Here is a 22,042-nt window from a genome sequence, read left to right on the forward strand (position 1 = left end):
TAATCGAAAAAAAAAAGCACTTCAGCGAAATTTTGTATGTATTTAGGCAACTGTACCAAAATAATTCTATCTTTAGAATGCGCTACAAAACTAATTCAAAACATGTGGAAGTATAAACAAGTCGGACTCGTTGTTTTTTTCCTGTCACTACTTATGACCGCCAAGGCATCCCCAATCACTGATCAGGATGGTAAGCTGAATGTTACAGATGAAAAAGGAAGAAAACAGGGCAAGTGGATTTACTATGGTAAAGACCGTCCTGATTCCGGTGTTCCCGCAAACGGTAAGGTAGAAGAAGGCAAATACGTGGATGACCGTAAGGAAGGCATTTGGATCAAATATCATACGGATGGAATTACTCCGTCTCTCAAAGGAAATTACGAAAACAACCGTCCGAAAGGACAATTTACCCGTTACTGGGCGAATGGCCAGCCGAAAGAAAAAGGCAATTTCGAAAAGAACATCTATAAAGATTCATTGATTCGTTATTACGAAAACGGCCAGCCGTCTTATCAGGGGAAATACAACGAAATCGGGAAAGAGAACGGGAAAATCCGTTACTACTATCCGAACGGGCAGTTGGAATACGAATACGATTCAAACAACGGTGTAATTTCCGGAAAAGCGGTACGTTATTACGAAAACGGTGACGTAAAAGAGATTTCTTATTACGATGGTTCAGGTAACCAAACCAAAACAGAAACAAAAGAACCGGTTCACCCGATGGTGAAGGTGAAGGACCCGAGCCAATCCAAGGAAAAAGCTCCTGCAATCAATGGAACTCCTAAAACACAAGGTGTGAAATGGGCTCCTAACGGATATAACAAAGTTTACAACAGTGACGGAGAAATCTGGCAAGACGGAGATTTCAAGAACGGCGCACTTTGGGATGGAAAAGTATATGTCTATGACAGCGATGGAATCCTTCTGAAAGTTAAAGTCTACAAAGGTGGTGTATACCATTCGGACGGACAATTATAAAACGCAACCGAAGCAAACTTTATATAAATGGAAGTCCCTTCTACTCCGGTGGAAGGGATTTTTTGTTTCAACCTCATGGAATAATAAACCTCATAGAATGGTAATTGAACCACATAGGTACATAGGTCACATAGTTTTTTTAAACTGTCTGCAAGCAATACAACCCTTTTATTTAAAACCAGACATAATATTTCTATAAGGTTAATAGTATTAATCCTAGGCAAGACCTCTTTAATATTCCTCGAGGTGATCTATTTAGGTTGAAGAGAGTAATATTCTTTCATATACCTATTGGATTTCTACACAAATTCAACATTCTTGATTTCTATGTGACCTATGTACCTATGTGGTTAAAAGAAAATGAGAGCGGAGCGAAACTACAAATTACCAGCTTGAATAGCACTAATCAAAAAAAAACTCTGTGTTCTATATACCTATGTGGTTTTTAGATTGAACCTATGCGATTCCCTCAATGCTTATCCCAAAACGTAGGTTCTGAGAAACGGATAATGGAAATGAAATTGCTGCTCACTTCTCGCATGATAATGGAATACAACAAGCCGGTCAATCCGCTGTAGACAATCTGGTACTCGGTAATGAATACTCCATCCTTGTAAACATATTTTGCCTGCAAATTTCCAAAAGTGTCGTACGTGTAGCGTGATTCAGACATTGGAACGGTATCCGTGTTTTTATAAACGGCTACTTTCTCGATCAATCCTTTATCCGAATAGCTGTATTTGGTGGTAATCCGGTTGCGGGTAATGGTAAACAACTCTTCTTCCCGGGCCAAATAGCCCAAACTGTCCTTGTATTGGGTCACTTCGAGGTATTGGTTTCCATAGCTGTTGAACACTTTCTTCTTGAATTGTCCTTCATAAAGCTGGTATTCCATGGTTTCCGTATTCCAAAGCAAGCTGCGTTCAATAGCCGGTTTCAGGATGCTGTTCATGGTATCAATATCCCGGTAAACTTCCTCTTTTACAATTTGTCCCTCGGAATTATAGGTATAGTAAGTGGATAGGAAACCGCGTTTCTGACTGATTCTTTTGCGTACCAGTCTTCCGTCGGCGGTATAATCGTAAAAACGGACATTGGTATCTGTGATCTGATCTCCTTTGGAAGTTTGATAATGGCGGACCAGGTTTCCCAGCGTATCAAAGTCGAAAACGTACACATAATTCGATTCACGCATGATATCACCCTGCTTCTTAAAGGTGAATTTCCCGTGAATTTCCTTGATTTTGCTGCCCTTCACAAATTTCGTATTGAAGAAGGGAATATCCGTGAAAGCAACTCCTTTCGTATTCTCAATAAGCTGTGCGGAAGATTGGAATGCTGGAAAAAGGAGCAGCAAAAAAAAGCTATACTTCAAAAACATAGCACAAAAGTGGCGTGAATTTCGAAGCATAGCTACTATTTTAAGAAAAATTGGTATCTCAATTCAACAAAGGAAGGATGAAGCTGAATCCCAGCATACCAACCAATGCAATGGTCAAAACCGCAATTGTTAAAGGTGACAATTTGATCTTCTCTTGTTCCTGGTCTGCCGGAGAAGCAATCGTTACGATTACTTTCAGGTAGTAGTAAATACTGATCGCTGAGTTAATCAAAGCAATGATTACCAACCAGGAAGCACTTTTCCATGCTGCAGAGAACAAGACGTATTTAGCAAAGAAACCGGATGTAGGCGGAATTCCTGCCAATGACAACAAAGCTACGATGGCAACAATTGCCAGGAACGGATTGCGTTTTCCTAATCCTCTCAGTCCGTCGATGCGGTCTTCCGGATCATTTACAGCAATCGCAACCGCGATAATTCCAACGATAGAGAATCCATAAGAGAACATGTAGAACCACAGGAATCCTGAAGAGAAGAAATAATCAACCTGTGATACGAAAAGGATCAGTGTGTAACCCACATGCGTAATGGAAGAGTAAGCCAATAAGCGCTTGAACTTCACCTGGCGCAGTGCAGATAAATTCCCGACAAACAAGGTAATGATGATCATAACGATCAGCGCATCTTTCCAGAATAGAAATAATTCGCCTTGTCCGAAACAGATTGCGAACATTTTCAGGAACGCATAGAATGCAGCGATTTTTACCACAGATGCCATGAAACCGGTTACTGCCGGTGGCGCTCCGTCGTATACATCCGGACTCCAGAAATGGAATGGTGCTGCACCTACTTTGAAAATGAACGAAGCCATGATCAACAAGACTCCAATCATCAGGATCGGGCTCAAAGTGTCCATTTCCGCTACTTTCATGTAGATTTCCGCCAATTTAAAGGTTCCGGTAGCACCGTAAACCCACGCCAAACCGAATAAGAAAATTCCCGTAGCGAATGAACCTGTCAGGAAATATTTCAAAGATGCTTCCGAAGAACGTACATCCGCTTTGTTACTTCCCGCCATGACATAAATCGGAATAGAAAGAATTTCCAACCCCAGGAAGAACATGAACATGTCTGTGTAAGCTGTCATGATCATTGCTCCCGTTGCGGAGAACATCAATAAACCGACGTATTCCCCCGTATGTACCGGGTTTTCTTTGAATCGCTCGTATCCGATACCGACAATCAATAAAGTCAAAACGCAAATTGCCAGACTGAACAGCAATGCGAATTGGTCAAAAGCCAATCCTTCGTATGTCAGGAAGTCAAAAAATGCCTTTCCTGTTTGAAGTTGCCCGATAATAACGATGATCGCAGCCAACAAACCTGCCATAGCAGATCCAACAACTAACCAAGGTTTCTTTGCAAAAGCAGCAAATAAGGAAATCAATCCACTGGCAAAAACAATTATTAATGCATCCATATTATAAACCTGAAGGTGTTGAAAGTGTTTGTAATACTATTTTTAAACTCGGATTCACGAAATCCGTAATCAAAGCAGGATAAACTCCCAGGACTACTACTGCAATGATGATGATTGCCAATACAACCAACTCAGACCAATGTAAATCTGCAAATTGTTCTCTGGTAACCGGACCATACATGCTCAACTGGTAAGCTCTGAAGGTGTAAACCGCTCCGAGGATCAGGGTTGTTCCGGCAATAATTCCGATGATCATATCAAACTGCACCAATCCTTTCAACATCAGGAATTCCCCGATGAAACCACTTGTTAACGGAACCGAAACGGAAGCAAAAGCCAAGGCTGCAAACCAGAACGCAAATTTCGGAGCTTGTTTTGCAAATCCTCCCAAATCAGCCAGGTTTCTGGTTCCTGTTCTGCGTTCGATAATTTCTACCGCTAAGAACAATCCTACTGCTACCAATCCGTGGTTGACGATCTGCACCATGCTTCCGGACAATGCGTCAAAGTCCCAAACCATAATTGCAGCGGCGATCAATCCAACGTGAGACATGGAAGCAAATGCAAATACGCGCTTCATATCTTTTTGTTTGATGGCGATTACAGCACCGTAAACTACTCCGATTGTTGCCAGAATAATTACCGGCCACTGAAGACAATGAACCGCTTCCGGGAATAATGGAATCATCCAGCGGATCATTCCGTACAATGCCATTTTCAGCATAATACCCGAAAGAAGCATGGTACCTGCCATCGGTGATTTCGTATATGTGTCGGGCTGCCACGTGTGGAACGGGAAAACCGGGATCTTCACCGCAAACGCAAAGAAGAAACCTAACGCCAGCCAACAAGCTGTTTTCGATGTGAACACCACTGCTTTCAAATCTTCTATGTAGAAAGAAGGTGCATTTACTTTAATTCCGATCAATGCAGCCAGCATTGCCAAAGATCCTACGAATGTGTAGATGAAGAATTTCATCAATGCCGCTTTTCTTTCCGGGGCTCCGAACCACCAGGAAATCAGGAAAATCGGAATCAATGTGATTTCCCAGAAAACGTAGAACCACAATCCGTCCATTGAAACGAATACACCGATTAATCCCAATTGCATGAAGAAAACCATGCTGGTGAATAAACGGTTCTCCGCCAATTCATTTTTGAAGTTTGAAACCAGGATCAACGGAACCAATACTGCTGTCAATAACAACATCAATAAGGAAATTCCATCGTATCCGAAGCTGATAGTAATTCCTGCAAGCCACGGCTGATGTGCAAACAACTGCACTGTTCCATCGTTGTTGTACTGCATCATACATGCTATCACAACCCCTAACACGGCAAGCGAACCGATAATTCCGTATGCCCGAACTCCTTGTTTCGGAACAATCAATACCGATAACGCAAAGAAAACTGGTAGTATAAATAAAAGTAGTGCCACGCTTTAGTTTTTATAATAGATAATGTAATAAACGATCAACCCGATGATTCCGAAAACCATCCACAATAGGTAGTTATCGGTTCTTCCTGTCTGGATCTTGCGAACCAAATCACCTGATTTACCAATCACTTTCCCGATAGTTACTACTCCGCGGTGAAGGAATGCGCCTTCGAAGTAATGTGCTCCTTTTTCAGAAATCCAAAGAACCGGTTTTACGAATAAGAAATCGTAGATCTCGTCGAAGTATAATTTCATGGCAGAAGCTTTCTCCCAACCTTTCAATTGGTCATCTTCTTTCGGAATGCTGTTCTTGGTGACATAAACCGTGTAAGTAATCCCGGCAATAATTACTGCCATTGCTCCTGCAATACACATTAAGATCAATGTCATGGATGAATCACCGTGCTCACCAACAGCTACTCCCGGACCTGCCACGTTGTGCGCATAGTAATGCGACAACCAATGTGTTCCTTTATGAAGGAAAACTCCCGGTAAGTTCAGTAATCCACCGAAAACAGAAAGAATAGCCAAAATGATCAGAGGCAATGTCATAGACGCAGGCCCTTCATGCAAATGGTGTTCCTGCTCGTGTGTTCCTCTGAATTTCCCGAAGAAAGTCACGAAATACAAACGGAACATATAGATTGCTGTCAATGCAGAACTGAACATCAATGCTCCGAATACAAACTTATTGTCACCGAAAGCATGACCGATAATCTCATCTTTCGAGTAGAACCCTGATAACAACGGAATACCTGAAATTGCCAGTGTTCCGATCAGGAATGTAACGTGCGTAACCGGAATTTTCTTGCGAAGACCTCCCATTTTGCGGATGTCCTGTTCGTCAGACATGGCGTGGATCACACTTCCTGAACCCAGGAACAACAAAGCTTTGAAGAATGCGTGAGTGGTAACGTGAAACATCGCAGCCGTGTAAGCTCCCATTCCCAGGGCCACGAACAACATTCCCAACTGGGAAACGGTTGAATAAGCCAATACTTTTTTGATGTCGTTCTGGCGCATTGCAATGAATGCCGCAATGATCGAAGTTGCCAGACCCACGTACATGATAATTTCTTTCACCACATGCGCACCTTCCAGTTCATACAGGAAGTTGGAACGAACGGTTAAGAAAATACCTGCTGTTACCATCGTAGCCGCGTGGATCAATGCAGAAACCGGAGTTGGTCCCGCCATCGCATCCGGTAACCACGTAAACAATGGAATCTGAGCCGATTTCCCGGTTGCACCGATGAACAAACAGATCGTGATTCCGAAGATCAGCATTTCAGAAATCTCAAATCCTTCCGTCATCACCGCTTTCGCAACTTCAGCATATTCCAGGGTTCCGAATTTTCCAAGGATTAAGAACAATCCGACCAAAAGTCCCAAATCCCCGATACGGTTCATGATGAATGCTTTTCGTGCAGCCAGTGTGTTTTTGAAATCCTGGTACCAGAAACCGATCAACAGGTATGAGCAGATTCCTACACCTTCCCATCCGAAGAACAGCATAAAGTAGTTGCTTCCCAATACCAGGGTCAACATGGCGAAGATGAAGAGATTCAGGTAAACAAAGAATTTGTAATATCCCGCATCGTGCTTCATATAACCCATTGAGAACAAGTGGATCAATGTTCCGATCCCTGTTACGATCAAAGTCATCCAAAGGGACAAGTTATCTGCAAACAAACGCGCATTCAGAGAGAATGAACTTGTTTTGATCATCGTGAACAAATGAACGGTTACCGGCTCGCTGTGCTGAACTTGCATAAAAGCCATTACAGCAAAAACAAACGAAATCGCCATAACACCGGTCCCGATAGCTCCTACCATCACTTTTGAAAGTGATTTTCCGATTGTACCGTTAATAAAAGCCCCAATTAATGGAAGCAAAAGAATCAAAGGCAGTAATTGTGATACCGACATGTTTTAGTTTTTTAATTTATTAAACAATCGAATATCTGTAGAACGCGTATTCCGGTAAAGCAATACCAGAATCGACAAACCGACCGTAGCTTCAGCGGCCGCAACGACCATGATGAAGAATACGAAAAGTTGTCCGTCTGCCTGCCCGAAATACGTGGAGAACGCTACGAGTAATAAATTCACCGCGTTGAGCATTAATTCAATGCACATCAACAAAATGATCGCATTTTTTCTGTAAAGCACCCCGAATACACCTATCACGAACAATGCCGTAGCAAGGACCATGTAGTGCTCGATCTTTACACCTGATTCAAATAATGTCGCTAATAACATATTACTCTATCGTTTGTTTTTCACGTTTTGCTAAAAGAACTGCTCCCACCATTGCTGCAAGGAACAACACGGAAGAAACCTCAAAAGGAAGTACGTATTTCGTAAACAATACTTTTCCCAGGTTTTCAACCAATCCCACCTGATGCGAATTCGTATCGATCATCGGAGCTGCAAGAATTGCCTCACGCATAGCTGCAACTACCACCAAAAACAATCCTCCGCCGGCAATTGCCGCACCGATGGTCATCAACGGTGAGTGTTTCGGTTCGTTTTCCTTGTTCAGGTTCAGTAACATCAATACGAAGAGGAATAGTACCATGATAGCCCCCGCATAAACGATGATGTTTACAATGGCGATAAACTGGGCGTTCATCAATACATAATTCGCAGAGATCAGGAAGAAAGTAAGTACCAGGTACAATACACTTCTCACCGGGTGCTTACTCAAAACAACCATCAAAGCTGTTCCGATCGTTAATCCGCCCAGGATGTAAAATATAATATCCAAACTCATTACGCAGGTCTTTTTCCGGTTAATTGTCTCTTACTGATATCCACACGCTGATCAACCGGTTCTACCAGTTTATCTTTCCCATATATGAAATCGTTGCGCTCAAAATAGGTAGGAACGATACGATCTGTCAGGAAAATTGCTTCTTTCGGACATGCTTCTTCGCACAAACCACAGAAAATGCAACGCAGCATGTTGATCTCATACGTGGAAGCATATTTTTCTTCGCGGTACAAGTGCTCTTCGCCTTTTTTGCGTTCTTCGGAAGTCATGGTAATTGCTTCTGCCGGACATGCAACTGCACATAATCCGCAAGCAGTACAATTCTCTCTTCCCTGTTCGTCACGCTTCAATACGTGCTGTCCGCGATACACAGGAGCAAACTCGCGTTTTACTTCCGGATATTTAACGGTATTGTGTTTCTTGAATAAATGCTTAAAGGTGATCCACATACCTCCCAGAATTGCCGGGAAGTACAGTTTCTCCATGAAGGTCATCTTCTTGTTCGAAACAACTTTTTTACGATTTGATAAACTTTCCATTCGAATATTTATAAGCTATTTCCGGTTTTCGTCTTTTCAAAGGATGTATTGACACCCAAAGGCTGTTCTACTTTCGCATTGCTTGCAGATTCGTTGTCCTTGTTTTTGGAGAACCATCCGGAAGTGTAAGCGATAACAACACCTGTGATCAACAGGTTGATCAATGCGATCGGAATCATTTTTTTCCAGCCGATGTGCATCAACTGATCGTAACGGAAACGCGGCAATGTCCAGCGGATCCACATGAATACGAAAATAAAGAAGAACGTTTTTGCGAAGAAAACCAGTGTTCCCAGGATCGCCAAAGTGTTTCCGGAGAAATGATCCATTCCCGGGAAGTTGTACCCTCCGAAGAACAATGCGGAGATTACTGCACAGGAAATGAACATGTTTACGTATTCCGCAAATAAGAAGAACCCTAATTTCATCGCACCATATTCCGTGTGGTAACCACCGATCAACTCGGATTCACATTCCGGTAAGTCGAACGGAGCGCGGTTACATTCTGCCAAAGCAGTAATTAAGAATACCACGAAACAGATCGGCTGCTTGAATACGTTCCAGGAGAACCATCCGTCGTGCCAGAAACCGTGCTGTTGGTCTACGATCTCTCTCAGGCTCAAAGATCCGGTCATCATCACGATCGTGATCACGGAAACTCCCATCGCCAATTCGTAGGAGATCATTTGCGAACTTGCACGGATTGCTCCGAACAAGGCAAATTTATTGTTGGAAGCCCAGCCTCCGATCATGATTCCGTAAACTCCGATGGAAACTGCTCCCATAATGAAGAGGATTCCGATGTTTACATCTGCCACCTGCAGGGAAATCTGCTCACCGAATAATTTCAGATCCGGTCCCCACGGAATGACCGCACCCGTAATGAGTGAAGTAAACATGGCAATTCCCGGCCCGATGATGAACAACCACTTATCGGCGTTCGTTGGGCGGAAATCTTCCTTGAAGAACATTTTTCCACCGTCAGCCAACGGTTGAAGCAAACCGAATGGTCCCGCTCTGTCCGGTCCGATACGGTCCTGCATCCAGGCAGCAACTTTTCGTTCCATCAGGGTCAAATAAGCTGCAATTCCCAGCGTAACCGCGAATAAAACAACAACTATGATTAATTTAATGATCATCTTAATTCAATTTTTTGGTTTCAAGACGTTCGTCAACGATGTATTTATTTTGAGAGATCACGGAGTGACGATTGATCACTCGTGGTCCTTCAATATTCCATTTGGTCTTGTCTTTCTTGTCGAAGCGGCACTCGTTGCAAATCCATGCTGTTTTCCCGTCGATGTCTTCGATCTCACCGTATTTGTCCTTGCGGCCTGTTACGCGGTAAATTTCGTCTCCGAACATCCAAACAACTGCTTTTCCGGCACATTTCGTACACTCACAGGAAGCTTCCATCGGTTTTAAGAACCACACACGGCTTTTGAAACGGAATGTTTTATCAGTCAATGCTCCTACCGGACATACGTCGATGACGTTCCCCGAGAAGTCATTATCGATTGCTTTTTCGATGTACGTTGAAATCTCCGCATGATCTCCGCGGTGCAACACCCCGTGAACACGCTGATCCGTCAACTGGTTTGCCGTGTAAACACAACGGTAGCAAAGGATACAACGGTTCATGTGCAGCTTAATCTTGTCACCGATATCGATCGGATCGAACGTTCTGCGTTTCTCTTCGTAACGTGTTCCTTCTTTTCCGTGTTCGAATCCAAGATCCTGCAAGTGACATTCTCCGGCCTGGTCACAGATCGGACAATCCAACGGGTGGTTAATTAGCAAGAACTCAGTTACTGCAGCACGGTTATCGTATACACGCTCTGAAGTTTTGTTCTTTACAACCATTCCATCCATTACCGGAGTTGAACACGATGCAACCAATTTGGGCATCGGGCGCGGATCTGCTGCTGAACCTGCGGCTACTTCCACCAAACAAGTTCTGCATTTTCCACCGCTTCCCTGCAGTTTGCTGTAATAGCACATTGCAGGAGGAACTACATCTCCACCGATCTTACGAGCAGCATTCAGGATGGTTGTTCCCGGTTCTACTTCTACTTCGATATCGTCAATGATAACTTTTACCATGATCTCTGTTTTATACTAAAGGCATGTGATTTGACGCAATTCCGAAGTTGCGTTTTACTGCTTCATCCGGATGTGTCACGTGCCATTCAAATTCTTCTCTAAAATGACGGATTGCTGCTGCTACCGGCCATGCTGCTGCATCACCCAGCGGACAAATCGTATTTCCTTCTATTTTTTTGTTGATCTCTGCCAACAGGTCAATGTCGTGCATGTGACCTTGTCCGTGCTCCAAACGGCGAAGTACTTTCTCCATCCATCCGGTTCCTTCACGGCAAGGCGAACATTGTCCGCAAGACTCATGGGCGTAGAAACGCGCGAAGTTCCAGGTATTCCGAACGATACACTGATCTTCATCAAACACGATGAAACCTCCTGAACCCAACATGGATCCGGTTGCGAAACCACCTTCAGCCAAACTTTCGTAAGACATCAAACGGTCTGTTCCTTCAGCTGTTTTGGTAATCAGGTTTGCAGGCAGGATCGGAACGGAAGAACCACCCGGCACGCAAGCCTTGATTTTCTTACCGTTTGCAATACCTCCGCACCACTCGTCGGAGTAAATGAATTCTTCTACGGATAATCCCAGTTCGATTTCGTAAACCCCCGGTTTTACCAGGTTTCCACAAGCTGAGATCAATTTGGTACCGGTACTTTTCCCGATACCGATTTTCGCGTATTCAGCACCTCCGTCGTTAACGATCGGAACAACTGCTGCGATAGATTCTACGTTGTTTACTACGGTCGGACATCCCCACAATCCTTTTACGGCAGGGAATGGCGGTTTGATGCGCGGGTTTCCGCGTTTTCCTTCCAGGGATTCGATCAGGGCAGTTTCCTCCCCACAGATGTAAGCTCCACCTCCCGGTGCAATAGCCAAATCCAGGTCGTATCCCGAACCTAAGATATTTTTCCCCAGGAATCCGTTTGCGTATGCTTCGGCAATTGCTTTTTCCACAATTTCCAACACCCACATGTATTCCCCGCGGATATAAATGTACGATTGGTTACATCCCAATGCATAGGAAGAAACGATCATTCCTTCTACCAGCAAATGCGGGATTTTCTCCATCAAGTAACGGTCCTTGAAAGTACCCGGCTCAGATTCGTCGGCATTACACAATAAGTAACGCGGAACTCCTTCCGGCTTTGCCAGGAAAGACCATTTCATTCCTGTCGGGAAACCTGCTCCTCCGCGACCTCTCAGTCCGGATGCCTGAACTTCTTCCACCACATTTTGCGGCGACATCGTTTTCAAAGCTTTTTCTACAGAACGGTAACCTCCGTTTCTGCGGTAAACTTCAAAAGTTTCGATTCCGGGAACGTTTGCATGTTCCAATAATAATTTTCTTCCCATTCCTATTTCTCTGAATGTTCTTTACGCAAGGTGTCCAATAACTCGTCTACTTTCGCAGGAGTCAAATGTTCGTGGTAGTGCTTTCCGCATTGCAGCATCGGCCCGTAACCACAAGCTCCCAAACATTCGGCAGTTTTCAATGTAAACATTCCGTCTGCTGAAGTCTGGCCAACTTTGATATCTAATTTGTTCTCGATGTATTCGATGATCTGATCCGAACCAACCAACATACATGGCCCCGTTCTGCACACTTCCAAAACAACTTTCCCAGGTTTTTCAATGTTAAACATGGTATAGAAAGTGGCTACTTCGTATACTTCGATCGGTTGGATATTCAACAAGCGGGCAACGTAATTCATGGTCGGAACGCTTAACCAGCCTCCGAACTCTTCTTCTGCCAAATGAAGAATACGCATCAACGCACTTTTCTGTTTTCCTTCCGGATACATGCTGATGAAGCGTTGTACTTCCAACAATTTTTCAGCGCTAAACTCCGGTTCAGGCTGATCTGTATAATTATGTGTAACTGATATACTCATCTTATGCGTCCAATTCTCCTGCAATCACATTCAAACTACTTAAGGTCAAAACGGCATCTGAGATGGTTTGCCCTTTAATCATTTCCGGATATGCCTGGTAGTAAATAAAACAAGGTCTTCTAAACTGAAGTCTGTATGGTGTTCTTCCTCCGTCTGAAATCAGGTGGAACCCTAATTCCCCGTTTCCACCTTCAACCGCGTGGTAAACTTCTCCGACCGGAACCGGTGTTTCACCCATTACGATTTTGAAGTGGTAGATCAACGCTTCCATTTTCGTATAAACGTCTGCTTTCGGAGGCAAATAGAATTCAGGAACGTCCGGTGAAAAGTGTTTTCCTTCCGGCATGTTCTTATACGCCTGCTCAATGATTCTCAAACTCTGACGCACTTCTTCCTGGCGCACACAGAAACGGTCGTAAGTGTCTCCATGTGTTCCGACAGGGATTTCAAAGTCGAAATCTTCGTAGGAAGAATAAGGTGTCATCACTCTTACATCGTAATCCACACCTGCCGCACGCAAGTTTGGCCCCGTGAATCCGTAATCCATTGCACGCTCTGCGCTGATTGGCCCGGCTTTAATGGTACGGTCCATGAAAATACGGTTACGCAATAACAGGTCGTCGAACTCCTGGAAACGCTTCGGGAATTCCTGAAGGAATTTCTTTAATTTCGTGTGGAACGCCGGTGAAAAATCGCGCTCAAATCCTCCGATACGGCCGATGTTGGTGGTCAAACGTGCACCACATACTTCTTCGTACAATTCGTAGATTTTTTCACGCTCCTGGAACATGTAGGTAAATCCCGTCAATGCCCCGGTATCCACCCCGATTACCGAGTTACAAACCAAATGGTCTGCAATGCGCGCCAATTCCATGATGATCACACGCATGTAATCCACTTTCTTCGGCACCTGCACCCCGATCAGTTTTTCCATCGTCATTTCCCAACCCATGTTGTTGATCGGGGAAGAACAATAGTTCAATCGGTCTGTGATCGGTGTAATCTGGTTGTAAGGCCTTCTTTCAGCCAGCTTTTCAAAAGCACGGTGAATGTAACCTACTGTTTGAACCGAATCCAGGATTTTCTCACCGTCAACGGTCAACACGTTCTGGAAAATTCCGTGTGTTGCCGGGTGAGTCGGCCCAAGGTTCAGCGTCGCGATTTGTCCGTCGATGGTTTCATCGGCAAACAGGCTTTTGTTATTTGGAGTATCGCTCATAGTTTTTTAATTACCGACCGAAGAAGCGATCGTCTTTATCTTCTCTTGTTGCATCTTCCAAATGGTATTCTTTACGCATCGGGAAGTAATCCATATCGTCTTCATTCAGGATACGAGTCAGGTTCGGATGTCCTTCGAAAATTATCCCGAAGAAATCATACGATTCACGCTCCTGCCAGTCAGCTCCTACATAAATATCCGTAATGGACTGAATGCTCGGGTTTTCGATCGGAAGAAATGCACGAACGCGTAAACGCACATTGTTCACGAAGGAATGCAGGTGATAGTTTACACAGATCTCGCGTCCTTTATCGTTTGGAAAATGAGCTCCACCGATCAGGGTCAGGAAAGAAACTTTCAAAACCTCATCTGTTTTCAACCATTGGATCAAATCATGAGCTTTCGCAGCTTCAATCTCGATGGTCAATAATCCGTAAGGTTCTTCGGCATTGCGAACAGCTTCTCCGAATTTTCCCTGGATACGGCTCAGTACCGCTTCGTTTGTCAAATTACTCATCGTTCAAATCGTATTTCTTCAACAAATGCTTGTATTCATCCGAATAACGTCGGCGCAATGATTCGTTTTTCACCAAACGGTGAATGTTCATACATCCTTCGATGATTTGCTCGGGTCTTGGCGGACATCCCGGAACGTAAACGTCTACCGGAATCACGCGGTCAATTCCCTGCAATACGGAGTATGTATCAAAAATTCCCCCCGAACAAGCGCATGCACCCACAGAAAGAACCCATTTCGGCTCTGCCATTTGTTCGTAAACCTGTTTCAGGATCGGAGCCAGTTTTTTGGAGATTGTACCGGCAACGATCAACAGATCTGCCTGGCGTGGAGAAAAGGACATACGTTCCATTCCGAAACGCGCCACGTCGTAGTTACTCCCCATTGTTCCCATGTATTCGATACCACAGCAAGAGGTAGCAAACGGCAGGGGCCACACGGAATTTGCACGAGCAGCTCCGATGACCTTGTCAAGCATGGTCAATTGGAACCCTTCTCCGTTAATGGTTTCTACACCATTGATAATTTCTACTTTTCCCATTCTAAAGCACCTTTTTTAAGTACGTAGAAAAATCCGGTCAGGAAGAATGCTACGAAAACAATTACCGCGATCAATCCGTCGGACTGCAGGAATTTAAAATTCACCGCGTACGGGTAGAAGAAGATTACTTCCACGTCGAACAGTACGAACAAAATTGCGGTTAATAAATAACGAATGGAGATCGGAAAACGAGCGTTTCCAACTTCTTCAATACCACACTCCCAGTTGGCATTTTTCTTTTTTCCGAATAGTTTGGGACCCAACATCGGGGCAACTACCAAAACCATTACAACAAAGCCCAGGGCAACACCTGCCTGGAGCAATATCGGTAAGTAATCTTCTGCAGAAGACATAATCTCTAATTTTTAAGACAGGCGAATTTAATACTTTTTAACAAGACAAAACCGCGAAAAAAACTATTTAGATTTAATCTAAATTACAGGGTAAATACTTTTAAAACCCAGTAAAACCGTTGGTCGAAGAAAAGGTTTTGTAGAGCGATGATAAAGGCGTATTGATGTGATGGGATCTAAAAGGAGTGGTGTGAAAATGAAAATGTTAAAAGATTTTTTTAACGAATTTCCAGTTCATTTTATGAAAAAATTTCTTGATTTCACCAATCACTGTTCAAAGGAATAGTGACAGTCAGATTGAAGTAATCGTTGTTCAGCCCGAACGGATTCCGTTTCGACCCGAAGGAATGCAGGTATGTGATATCCAGGAAACTCAGGAGCGAAAATCCGATTTCTGCAGAAAAGCGGTGTTCGGAATCGGATTTGAAATCGGTAAGATAGGAGTAACCCACTCTTGCCAGGAAAACGGCGTAACGGCCCTCAAACGTAAGCTTCGGTACATAAACCGCGGATTTAGTGAGCCGGAAGTCCATTCCCGCCGCAAATCCGATGTGTGCCTCGGGGATGTAGCCGATATTGTGCCACATAAATGCTCCGGAAACCCCAAGGAAGCCGTGTTTTCCCTGCATGTAACTGACCCGGGGGCCGGTCCAGAATGTATCGAAATAGCCATTGTGTATGCGCATGCTGCGAATAACACTTTCGCGAGACGCCGCAGGCAACCCGGATCCTTCCGAAAACCGGTCTGTTTGAGCGTGGCTGCCAGTTGACAGGAACCAGCTTAAAACAATCAGGAAAAACAACACATTACCGGATAACTTCATTTCATTTGGTTTCTGCAAACTTGCGAAAATGATTCGAGATTGTTGTTGCGATTTTCCGTACTTGAAATGAATGACTAGTTAGTAGTCTGAATAACCCGCAAAAACATTTGTCTGCTTCGCCGACCCTGAAAATTTCATCCTCCTCTTTAACAAACAGCCCGGTTTGCTGCACAGTGACTTCCGTTGCCCGCAGATTGACTTCGGTTCACTTTCCACGAGCATCGGTTCGTTGGATATTGGCTTGGGTTTGTTTTCTACGAGCATCGGTTTGGCGGAAGATTGATGTAGGTTCGCTTTCCACGAACATAAGTTGGTTGGAGATTGACTTCGGTTTACTTTCCACGAACATAAGTTGGTTGGAGATTGACTTCGGTTTACTTTCCACGAGCAGAGGTTGACGGGAGATTAACAAAGGCTTCCGAGTTATTAACAAAAGTCTCTGCGCTATTAACAAAGGTTCGTTGGAGATTGACTTGGGTTTGCTGGAGATTAACAGAGGTTGGCCGGAGATTTAGTGGTCTTGTGGTTCAGGAGAGACTCGCTTTGCTAATCTCAAAATATCCTTACGAATCTGTAGTTGTTTCCTTCACCCGTTTGCTCCCACTGGGGTAATCCAAAGTGGAACGGTACATAACCACCGGTACATTCGGAATTCCTTGTCCCGTAACAGGGTTCAAAACACGGCCTTTTATGGTCATATTCTTCCCGAATTTGGTGCAACCCAAAACAAAAATCAAAATTGAGAATAGCAGTAAGCGCATAGAATCAATAGTTGATATTCCAAATTTTAGTCTCTCCTTCACTTAAATAGATACTATCTCTTTTTGCAGTTACAATTCCATTCTTTGTAACAGTTCCATTATACTTATACCAACCCATTGGAGCTTTATTCATATTCCCTGTTTGATTTATACACCCCATATAAACCGCTGGGTTAGGAACATTATCATAAAAACCAACAATTGAATGAGTTCTGTAAATTTTTAATTCATCGTTTGAGTCAAAACAAGAAGTGTTATTAATATTAATCTGTAGGTTTCCATAAGGTACTGCGTAAAAATCGGCATGCATGGTTTTACCCTTTTTAACACTGATGGTAAAAGCATCAAACAAAGGAATGTCATCCTTCTTTTCCCAACCTATAATATAATAGTCACCTACTTCGGTTACATGACAAGTCAGGTAACATTTGGAGAGACTCGCTTTGCTAATCTCAAAATATCCTTCCGAATTTGTGGTCGTTTCTTTCACCCGTTTGCTCCCACTGGGGTAATCCAAAGTGGAACGGTACATAACCACCGGTACATTCGGAATTCCTTGTCCCGTAACAGGGTTCAAAACACGGCCCTTTATGGTCATATTCTTCCCGAATTTGGTGCAGGAAGAAAATATTGACAATATCAAAACGAGAATGAAAACAGACTTCATATCAATAGTCAATATTATAATATGCCTGACCATTTGCAGGAACACTGACAATATGAGTATAGTCATTACTTGTGCCATTCCTTATTACTGTCCATTCAACTAAATACTCGCCACTTGGAACCTTAGCGAAAACCCCATCATTATCATAACAGCCTGTTAAAGTGAATGGTTGAAAGACAGAAATTCCATTTAGTGAGACGTAGCTTCTTTTATAAATCAGGGTATCATTTGCCCCTTGGCAATTTACGTTATGAATACTGATTTTAAGTTCTCCGTATGGTACAGCATAATAATCCGCATGCATGGTTTTACCCTTTTTAATACTGATAGTAAAAGCATCAAACAAAGGAATGTCATCCTTCTTCTCCCAACCTATCGGATAATAATCGCCCACTTCCGTTACATTACACGTTAAGTAACACTTAGAAAGGCTTGCCTTACTAATCTCAAAATACCCTTCCGAATCTGTCTTTGTTTCTTTTACTTTTTTCTTTCCACTGGGATAATCCAGTGTAGAACGATACATGATCAAAGGTGCATTTGGAATTTTTTCACCCGTAATTGGATTCAATACTCTTCCTTTCACTGTCATATTTTTCCCGAATTTGGTGCAACCTCCAACAAATAGGAATACCAAACTAAAAATTGCCAATTGCTTCATAATACAACCAATTTATGTGTTTCAGTTTTTGAACCGGTACTTACCTGGATCAAATAGGTCCCTGTGCTTAATGCGGAGCGGTGATGGTATTCCAATGTTTCCATATTGTTTGTTTCACTGATCAAAACCCCAAACATGTTGTAGATCCGGATAGCTGAAATTAGCACTTCCGGGTCAGCTTTCAAAGAAAAAGTCCCGTCAAGCGTCGGATTGGGATAGATCCGGACTGATTTCCAGACTCTCCTCAACTCCTCCGTATCCAGCTTTCGCTCAGGATGTTCCGAACCGGTATACTCCCCCGGAGAAGTTTCACCAGGTGTCAAATCAGTAGCCTCACAGCGTTCAAATTCAATTTTCAGATGCACGGTTGAACCATTCATGAAATGCACTCCGGGTTTCAGGTTGATCTCGTCTCCCGCGCGTAGATCCACTACCGCATTTGCCCGGGTTACATAATCTCCCGGATCGGTAGCGGGAGTTACCAGGTGTCCCACTGTAATCCAATGGAGTGCCCGGCGACGCACGTAGTATTTATAATTGGATCGCGCTCTGGAGCCGACGTTTTGGTTCTGCAGTTTCAGATACCAGGGCTCTGCTTCGTCAAAGATGAAATCATTCAGAGCTTTGAGGTCAGTAGCTTCATCATCCTTTAAAATAATGTGTGGATTGATTTTGTTGTCGATATAAATGGCTTCAAAAGGAGTGACCTGGAAATGGTCATTCGGACGTCCCAAATTCGGATAACCATAATGATTTGACTGGGGAATATTAACTATGTCAAATTGATTGTACATCAATCCCAAATCCTTTACATTCACTGTCATACTGCCGTCTGCCGGCCAGAGATTCCGGTTAATCCCCAGAGCCGTCACTACCGATTTGTGGCTGTAGAAGGCTTTCCCGTTGTAAATCTGGGTGATGGGGAAAAAGGTCCAATCGGACACCGAAATGAAATTCCCGACGCCATTCATAAACGAACCGGATACATTGTCAATTTCCTGCATTAGGGATACATTGACCTCGTGTTTGCAGACGGTCTGGAACGGGTTCAGGAATAAAGGCGGCAATTGCCGTTTAAAGATCTGGAAGGTTTGCCCGGATGGCATGTACTTCGCTGTTCCAACCCGGAACCGGTAGCCCAGGAAGGAAATATTCTGCCAGTATTCTCCTGCATTGTTGTATTCCTCGGTCCCATCGCTGTTTTTTCCTTCAATTTTTCCCAAAGAAATAGCGATGTTCCTTGTTGCTACCGGCATCGGGAAAATGTGTTCACCGTTATCTACCTCAGTCAGAGCATCCAGGAAATTCTGTCTTCTCCAATGATAGGAAGGTTCCGTATAATTAATTTCCTGTATGGGAGACAAGAAGATGTTGTCATTATCGAACGCCGCATGATAAGCCACCAGCTCTTTGAATGATTTTTGATTGACGGTTGCCAATAAAAAAGTGCTTAAAAAATAATGCACCCCATTTATCAGCGGTGTAGGAGTCATGTATCCGTTACCCCCGAGAATATTACTCTTGTAATAATTCGCACTATAAACCTGGTACTGGTAACCCAACGGAATATTCGCCCCGAAGAAATTGGCATCGTAAGCATTATTCAACCTTGTGTGGTGATGCGGATAATTCTGGCTGTAGTCCATGTGCTTTTTTTCCATGCGCAACAAGGTTAAACGGGCAATTTCTTCTCCCATGGAAGAACCCTGGATAATGTTTTCAAAATACTGCCCGGTTTTCAGGTTCATGTTCAGATCAATCAGGAATGTTTCGAGCAATTCGGCCGACTCCTGCATCCCATGCTTATAAGGTTTACCGGCCATATTAAATTTCACAATAAAGATGTCGTATTCCTGTCCACGCAGGTTTTGGAGCAGGTTATCGTGCCAATCGTTATAAATGGTCCACGTTTTTTTGAATCCCTGGCCGAACATCGGCGGACGGTACCCGGTGACTAAAATATAGGGTTTTTCAGGACGGTATCTTCCACATGCCGGGATCATACACCATTTCAATTTGTTCCCATCTTTTTGGATCATGCCACATCTGGTACAACCCGCTCCTTCTTTGTCTTTTTTCTTGCAGCCGGTTGCATAATCATCGTCGTCACCTTCCCATTCTCCCGGATCGAAAAAAATCTTGGGCTTGTCTTCCTGCAGTACTTCCGGAGTATTCAGGATAAAACCAAATAATTTTGAAGTACTGTCGGTATAAGTAATTCGTATTTGGAAGAACTGAATGGAGTCATAGTGTGGAGCGAAATAGGTTACTTCGTCAAACATGATGGTTTTCCAGGTACTATCCCGACCTAATTCAACGGACTGCACGTCACTGATACTCCTGATATTGCTTATGAAAAAGTCGCTTTTCAGCACTATTCCCATGACGTCACTCGAAAAATAATCGAATAATGGCCCGGCAAGCAGGGATGTATCCGTTGAAACAATCGATTGATCCAACGGATCCAGATCAGAGAATACAGAAGTTTCTTTTCCCAATATTCCATTGCTTAACCCAAGCTCTTCATCTACAGTATTATATTCCAGTTCAAAGATGCCTATGGGAACAACGATGATCTCCAGTTCGAAATCCATTTCACCCACGTAGCTGTAAGCTTCATTGAAAACAGAATCCATAGGTGGTAAGAGCGTCTTATCAAATGCCATGCTGTTCATCTCATACAACCATTGGATCATCCTGTCGGCATTTGATTTATACCCGGTGGAATCACCCTCAAATTGACCGGTTTTAAGCAAGAGGCTATCCACAGGCAAAAGCGTTAGTTTATTCGCCAAATACCCGGTTGGGGCCTTGGCCGACAACTTATGATAAATGGTATCTGCCAGTTTTTCCTGTGATAAGAAAACGGTGTCTATTTGTCCCCACCCATTTAATCCCATGAGCAGGAACATTCCTGTTATAAACTTTCTCATGGTTTAAGGTTTTGATTGGTGTTCCAGTTTCCGGATCAATTCCTGTTGCAGGCGGATGGTTTCTTCCTGCTGTTTCAATAATTCTTCCTGCGTCTTTAGCCTTTCGTTGATCTGAAGCACGTAAAGAGTCAATTCTTCGATCTTTTCCATCAGCATCACGTTGTTCTTTGCCAAATTGATTCCTGATTCTTCCATTTCACAAGCGCCCGGAACGTCTGGCAAGTGGTTGTTCTTTTGAATAAATGCCTGCAATTCGTTCAAAGGCATCAACCGGTAATTGGCATCGAACACATAATCCGGCCAATTATCCAGATTTACTTTTACTTCACGGGCATAAAGCAATCCATCGTTGTCCAGTTCCAGTAATTTATAGTTAGTTGGACTTCCCTGTAAGTATTTGTCTATGATTAATGGATGCGTAGTTTTGTTCAGAGCGGTTGTGATATGCAGTTTTGAGTCCGGATCATTCTGGCCGATTCCCACTTTAACATCGGGAACGCAATGATGGCTGGTGTATATTTTACCCGGACCATTCAACCAAACAGGAGAGGCAGGTGTAGTATTTCCACCGTTATCGTCTTTGCAAGGCACATAGGTTGATTCGGAATAAACCAAACTCTTTAAATCACCGCCTCTTTTGAGATTTCCGGTAGAGTCGATCAGGATTACTTCATCATTCGCCAAGGTGGAGTCACGAAACGCATTGAGTATCAAACGTCCTTCAAGTGTGGTATTTCCATCCACCTGCAAATCGCTGCGGATGTGTGCATCCCGGTTTACGATCATGGAATCGTTTATGGTTAAGGTAGAGTCAATCCTGGCAGATCCGTTGACTTGCAACTTGGCTGTGGGCGCAGCGCCGGTTCCAATCCCTACATTTCCCGTAGCCGGGAATGTATTGGTTTGGGAATAAGAATGATTGGCAATTACTAATACGGTGGTTAAGGCATACATAGCCTTTTGAACAGCAGGTTTCATACTTTTGAACAGTTTAAGATTTCAGTTAATGGAATA

General features: G+C 43.5%; 22 protein-coding genes. 1 reads left to right on the forward strand and 21 read right to left on the reverse strand.

What is annotated here, in order from left to right; genetic code table 11:
• The first annotated feature begins 102 nt into the window (after positions 1-102).
• On the forward strand, positions 103-981 hold the full coding sequence (locus tag ABDW02_RS10900; RefSeq protein ID WP_343634587.1) for a hypothetical protein: 879 nt from the start codon (positions 103-105) through the stop codon (positions 979-981).
• A 469-nt stretch (positions 982-1,450) separates the two neighbouring features.
• Here the strand turns inward: ABDW02_RS10900 and ABDW02_RS10905 are convergent, their stop codons facing one another.
• The 21 genes from ABDW02_RS10905 to ABDW02_RS11005 form a co-directional block, all read right to left on the reverse strand.
• Positions 1,451-2,392, reverse strand: a complete 942-nt coding sequence (locus tag ABDW02_RS10905; protein WP_343634588.1) for a hypothetical protein — start codon at positions 2,390-2,392, stop codon at positions 1,451-1,453.
• A 28-nt stretch (positions 2,393-2,420) separates the two neighbouring features.
• On the reverse strand, positions 2,421-3,803 hold the full coding sequence (locus ABDW02_RS10910; protein WP_343634589.1) for an NADH-quinone oxidoreductase subunit N: 1,383 nt from the start codon (positions 3,801-3,803) through the stop codon (positions 2,421-2,423).
• 1 nt (position 3,804) lies between these two features.
• Positions 3,805-5,241 (reverse strand): NADH-quinone oxidoreductase subunit M, encoded by a 1,437-nt coding sequence (locus ABDW02_RS10915; protein WP_343634590.1) that lies wholly within the window; start codon positions 5,239-5,241, stop codon positions 3,805-3,807.
• A gap of 3 nt (positions 5,242-5,244) precedes the next feature.
• Positions 5,245-7,170 carry an NADH-quinone oxidoreductase subunit L gene (nuoL, locus tag ABDW02_RS10920; protein WP_343634591.1) on the reverse strand — a complete coding sequence of 642 codons (1,926 nt, stop codon included), beginning with the start codon at positions 7,168-7,170 and terminating at the stop codon, positions 5,245-5,247.
• Positions 7,171-7,173: 3 nt separating this feature from the next.
• Entirely contained in the window at positions 7,174-7,503 is a 330-nt protein-coding gene (gene nuoK, locus ABDW02_RS10925) for an NADH-quinone oxidoreductase subunit NuoK (RefSeq protein ID WP_144332466.1), read from the reverse strand.
• A 1-nt stretch (position 7,504) separates the two neighbouring features.
• On the reverse strand, positions 7,505-8,017 hold the full coding sequence (locus ABDW02_RS10930; protein ID WP_343634592.1) for an NADH-quinone oxidoreductase subunit J: 513 nt from the start codon (positions 8,015-8,017) through the stop codon (positions 7,505-7,507).
• Positions 8,017-8,556 (reverse strand): NADH-quinone oxidoreductase subunit I, encoded by a 540-nt coding sequence (locus ABDW02_RS10935; protein WP_343634593.1) that lies wholly within the window; start codon positions 8,554-8,556, stop codon positions 8,017-8,019. The genes ABDW02_RS10930 and ABDW02_RS10935 overlap by 1 nt, the downstream gene beginning before the upstream one ends.
• A gap of 8 nt (positions 8,557-8,564) precedes the next feature.
• Positions 8,565-9,695, reverse strand: coding sequence for an NADH-quinone oxidoreductase subunit NuoH (gene nuoH, locus ABDW02_RS10940; protein WP_343634594.1), 1,131 nt, complete (start codon positions 9,693-9,695; stop codon positions 8,565-8,567).
• 1 nt (position 9,696) lies between these two features.
• Positions 9,697-10,659, reverse strand: a complete 963-nt coding sequence (locus ABDW02_RS10945) for a 2Fe-2S iron-sulfur cluster-binding protein (RefSeq protein ID WP_343634595.1) — start codon at positions 10,657-10,659, stop codon at positions 9,697-9,699.
• Between the two features lie 10 nt (positions 10,660-10,669).
• Positions 10,670-12,013 (reverse strand): NADH-quinone oxidoreductase subunit NuoF, encoded by a 1,344-nt coding sequence (gene nuoF / locus ABDW02_RS10950; protein WP_343634596.1) that lies wholly within the window; start codon positions 12,011-12,013, stop codon positions 10,670-10,672.
• A gap of 2 nt (positions 12,014-12,015) precedes the next feature.
• Positions 12,016-12,552: an NAD(P)H-dependent oxidoreductase subunit E gene (locus ABDW02_RS10955; protein WP_343634597.1), complete on the reverse strand. Its 537-nt coding sequence runs from the start codon at positions 12,550-12,552 to the stop codon at positions 12,016-12,018.
• Position 12,553: 1 nt separating this feature from the next.
• The gene (locus tag ABDW02_RS10960) at positions 12,554-13,771 is read right to left on the reverse strand and encodes an NADH-quinone oxidoreductase subunit D (RefSeq protein WP_343634598.1); all 1,218 of its coding nucleotides are present in this window, start codon (positions 13,769-13,771) and stop codon (positions 12,554-12,556) included.
• A gap of 10 nt (positions 13,772-13,781) precedes the next feature.
• A complete protein-coding gene (locus tag ABDW02_RS10965) occupies positions 13,782-14,288 on the reverse strand; it encodes an NADH-quinone oxidoreductase subunit C (RefSeq protein WP_343634599.1) in 507 nt (168 codons plus the stop codon).
• On the reverse strand, positions 14,281-14,829 hold the full coding sequence (locus ABDW02_RS10970) for an NADH-quinone oxidoreductase subunit B (protein ID WP_343634600.1): 549 nt from the start codon (positions 14,827-14,829) through the stop codon (positions 14,281-14,283). Before ABDW02_RS10970 ends, ABDW02_RS10965 begins: the two co-directional genes overlap by 8 nt.
• A complete protein-coding gene (locus ABDW02_RS10975) occupies positions 14,817-15,182 on the reverse strand; it encodes an NADH-quinone oxidoreductase subunit A (protein ID WP_343634601.1) in 366 nt (121 codons plus the stop codon). The genes ABDW02_RS10970 and ABDW02_RS10975 overlap by 13 nt, the downstream gene beginning before the upstream one ends.
• Before the next feature lie 260 nt (positions 15,183-15,442).
• On the reverse strand, positions 15,443-16,006 hold the full coding sequence (locus ABDW02_RS10980) for a hypothetical protein (RefSeq protein WP_343634602.1): 564 nt from the start codon (positions 16,004-16,006) through the stop codon (positions 15,443-15,445).
• Between the two features lie 563 nt (positions 16,007-16,569).
• The gene (locus ABDW02_RS10985) at positions 16,570-16,767 is read right to left on the reverse strand and encodes a hypothetical protein (RefSeq protein WP_343634603.1); all 198 of its coding nucleotides are present in this window, start codon (positions 16,765-16,767) and stop codon (positions 16,570-16,572) included.
• Positions 16,768-16,771: 4 nt separating this feature from the next.
• The gene (locus ABDW02_RS10990) at positions 16,772-17,365 is read right to left on the reverse strand and encodes a carboxypeptidase-like regulatory domain-containing protein (RefSeq protein ID WP_343634604.1); all 594 of its coding nucleotides are present in this window, start codon (positions 17,363-17,365) and stop codon (positions 16,772-16,774) included.
• A gap of 70 nt (positions 17,366-17,435) precedes the next feature.
• A complete protein-coding gene (locus ABDW02_RS10995; protein WP_343634605.1) occupies positions 17,436-18,095 on the reverse strand; it encodes a hypothetical protein in 660 nt (219 codons plus the stop codon).
• A complete protein-coding gene (locus tag ABDW02_RS11000; protein ID WP_343634606.1) occupies positions 18,092-21,028 on the reverse strand; it encodes a T9SS type A sorting domain-containing protein in 2,937 nt (978 codons plus the stop codon). Before ABDW02_RS11000 ends, ABDW02_RS10995 begins: the two co-directional genes overlap by 4 nt.
• 3 nt (positions 21,029-21,031) lie before the next feature.
• Positions 21,032-22,006, reverse strand: coding sequence for a hypothetical protein (locus tag ABDW02_RS11005; RefSeq protein WP_343634607.1), 975 nt, complete (start codon positions 22,004-22,006; stop codon positions 21,032-21,034).
• Between the last annotated feature and the right edge of the window lie 36 nt (positions 22,007-22,042).

This window comes from Fluviicola sp. (genome assembly GCF_039596395.1).
GTDB lineage: Bacteria > Bacteroidota > Bacteroidia > Flavobacteriales_D > Crocinitomicaceae > Fluviicola.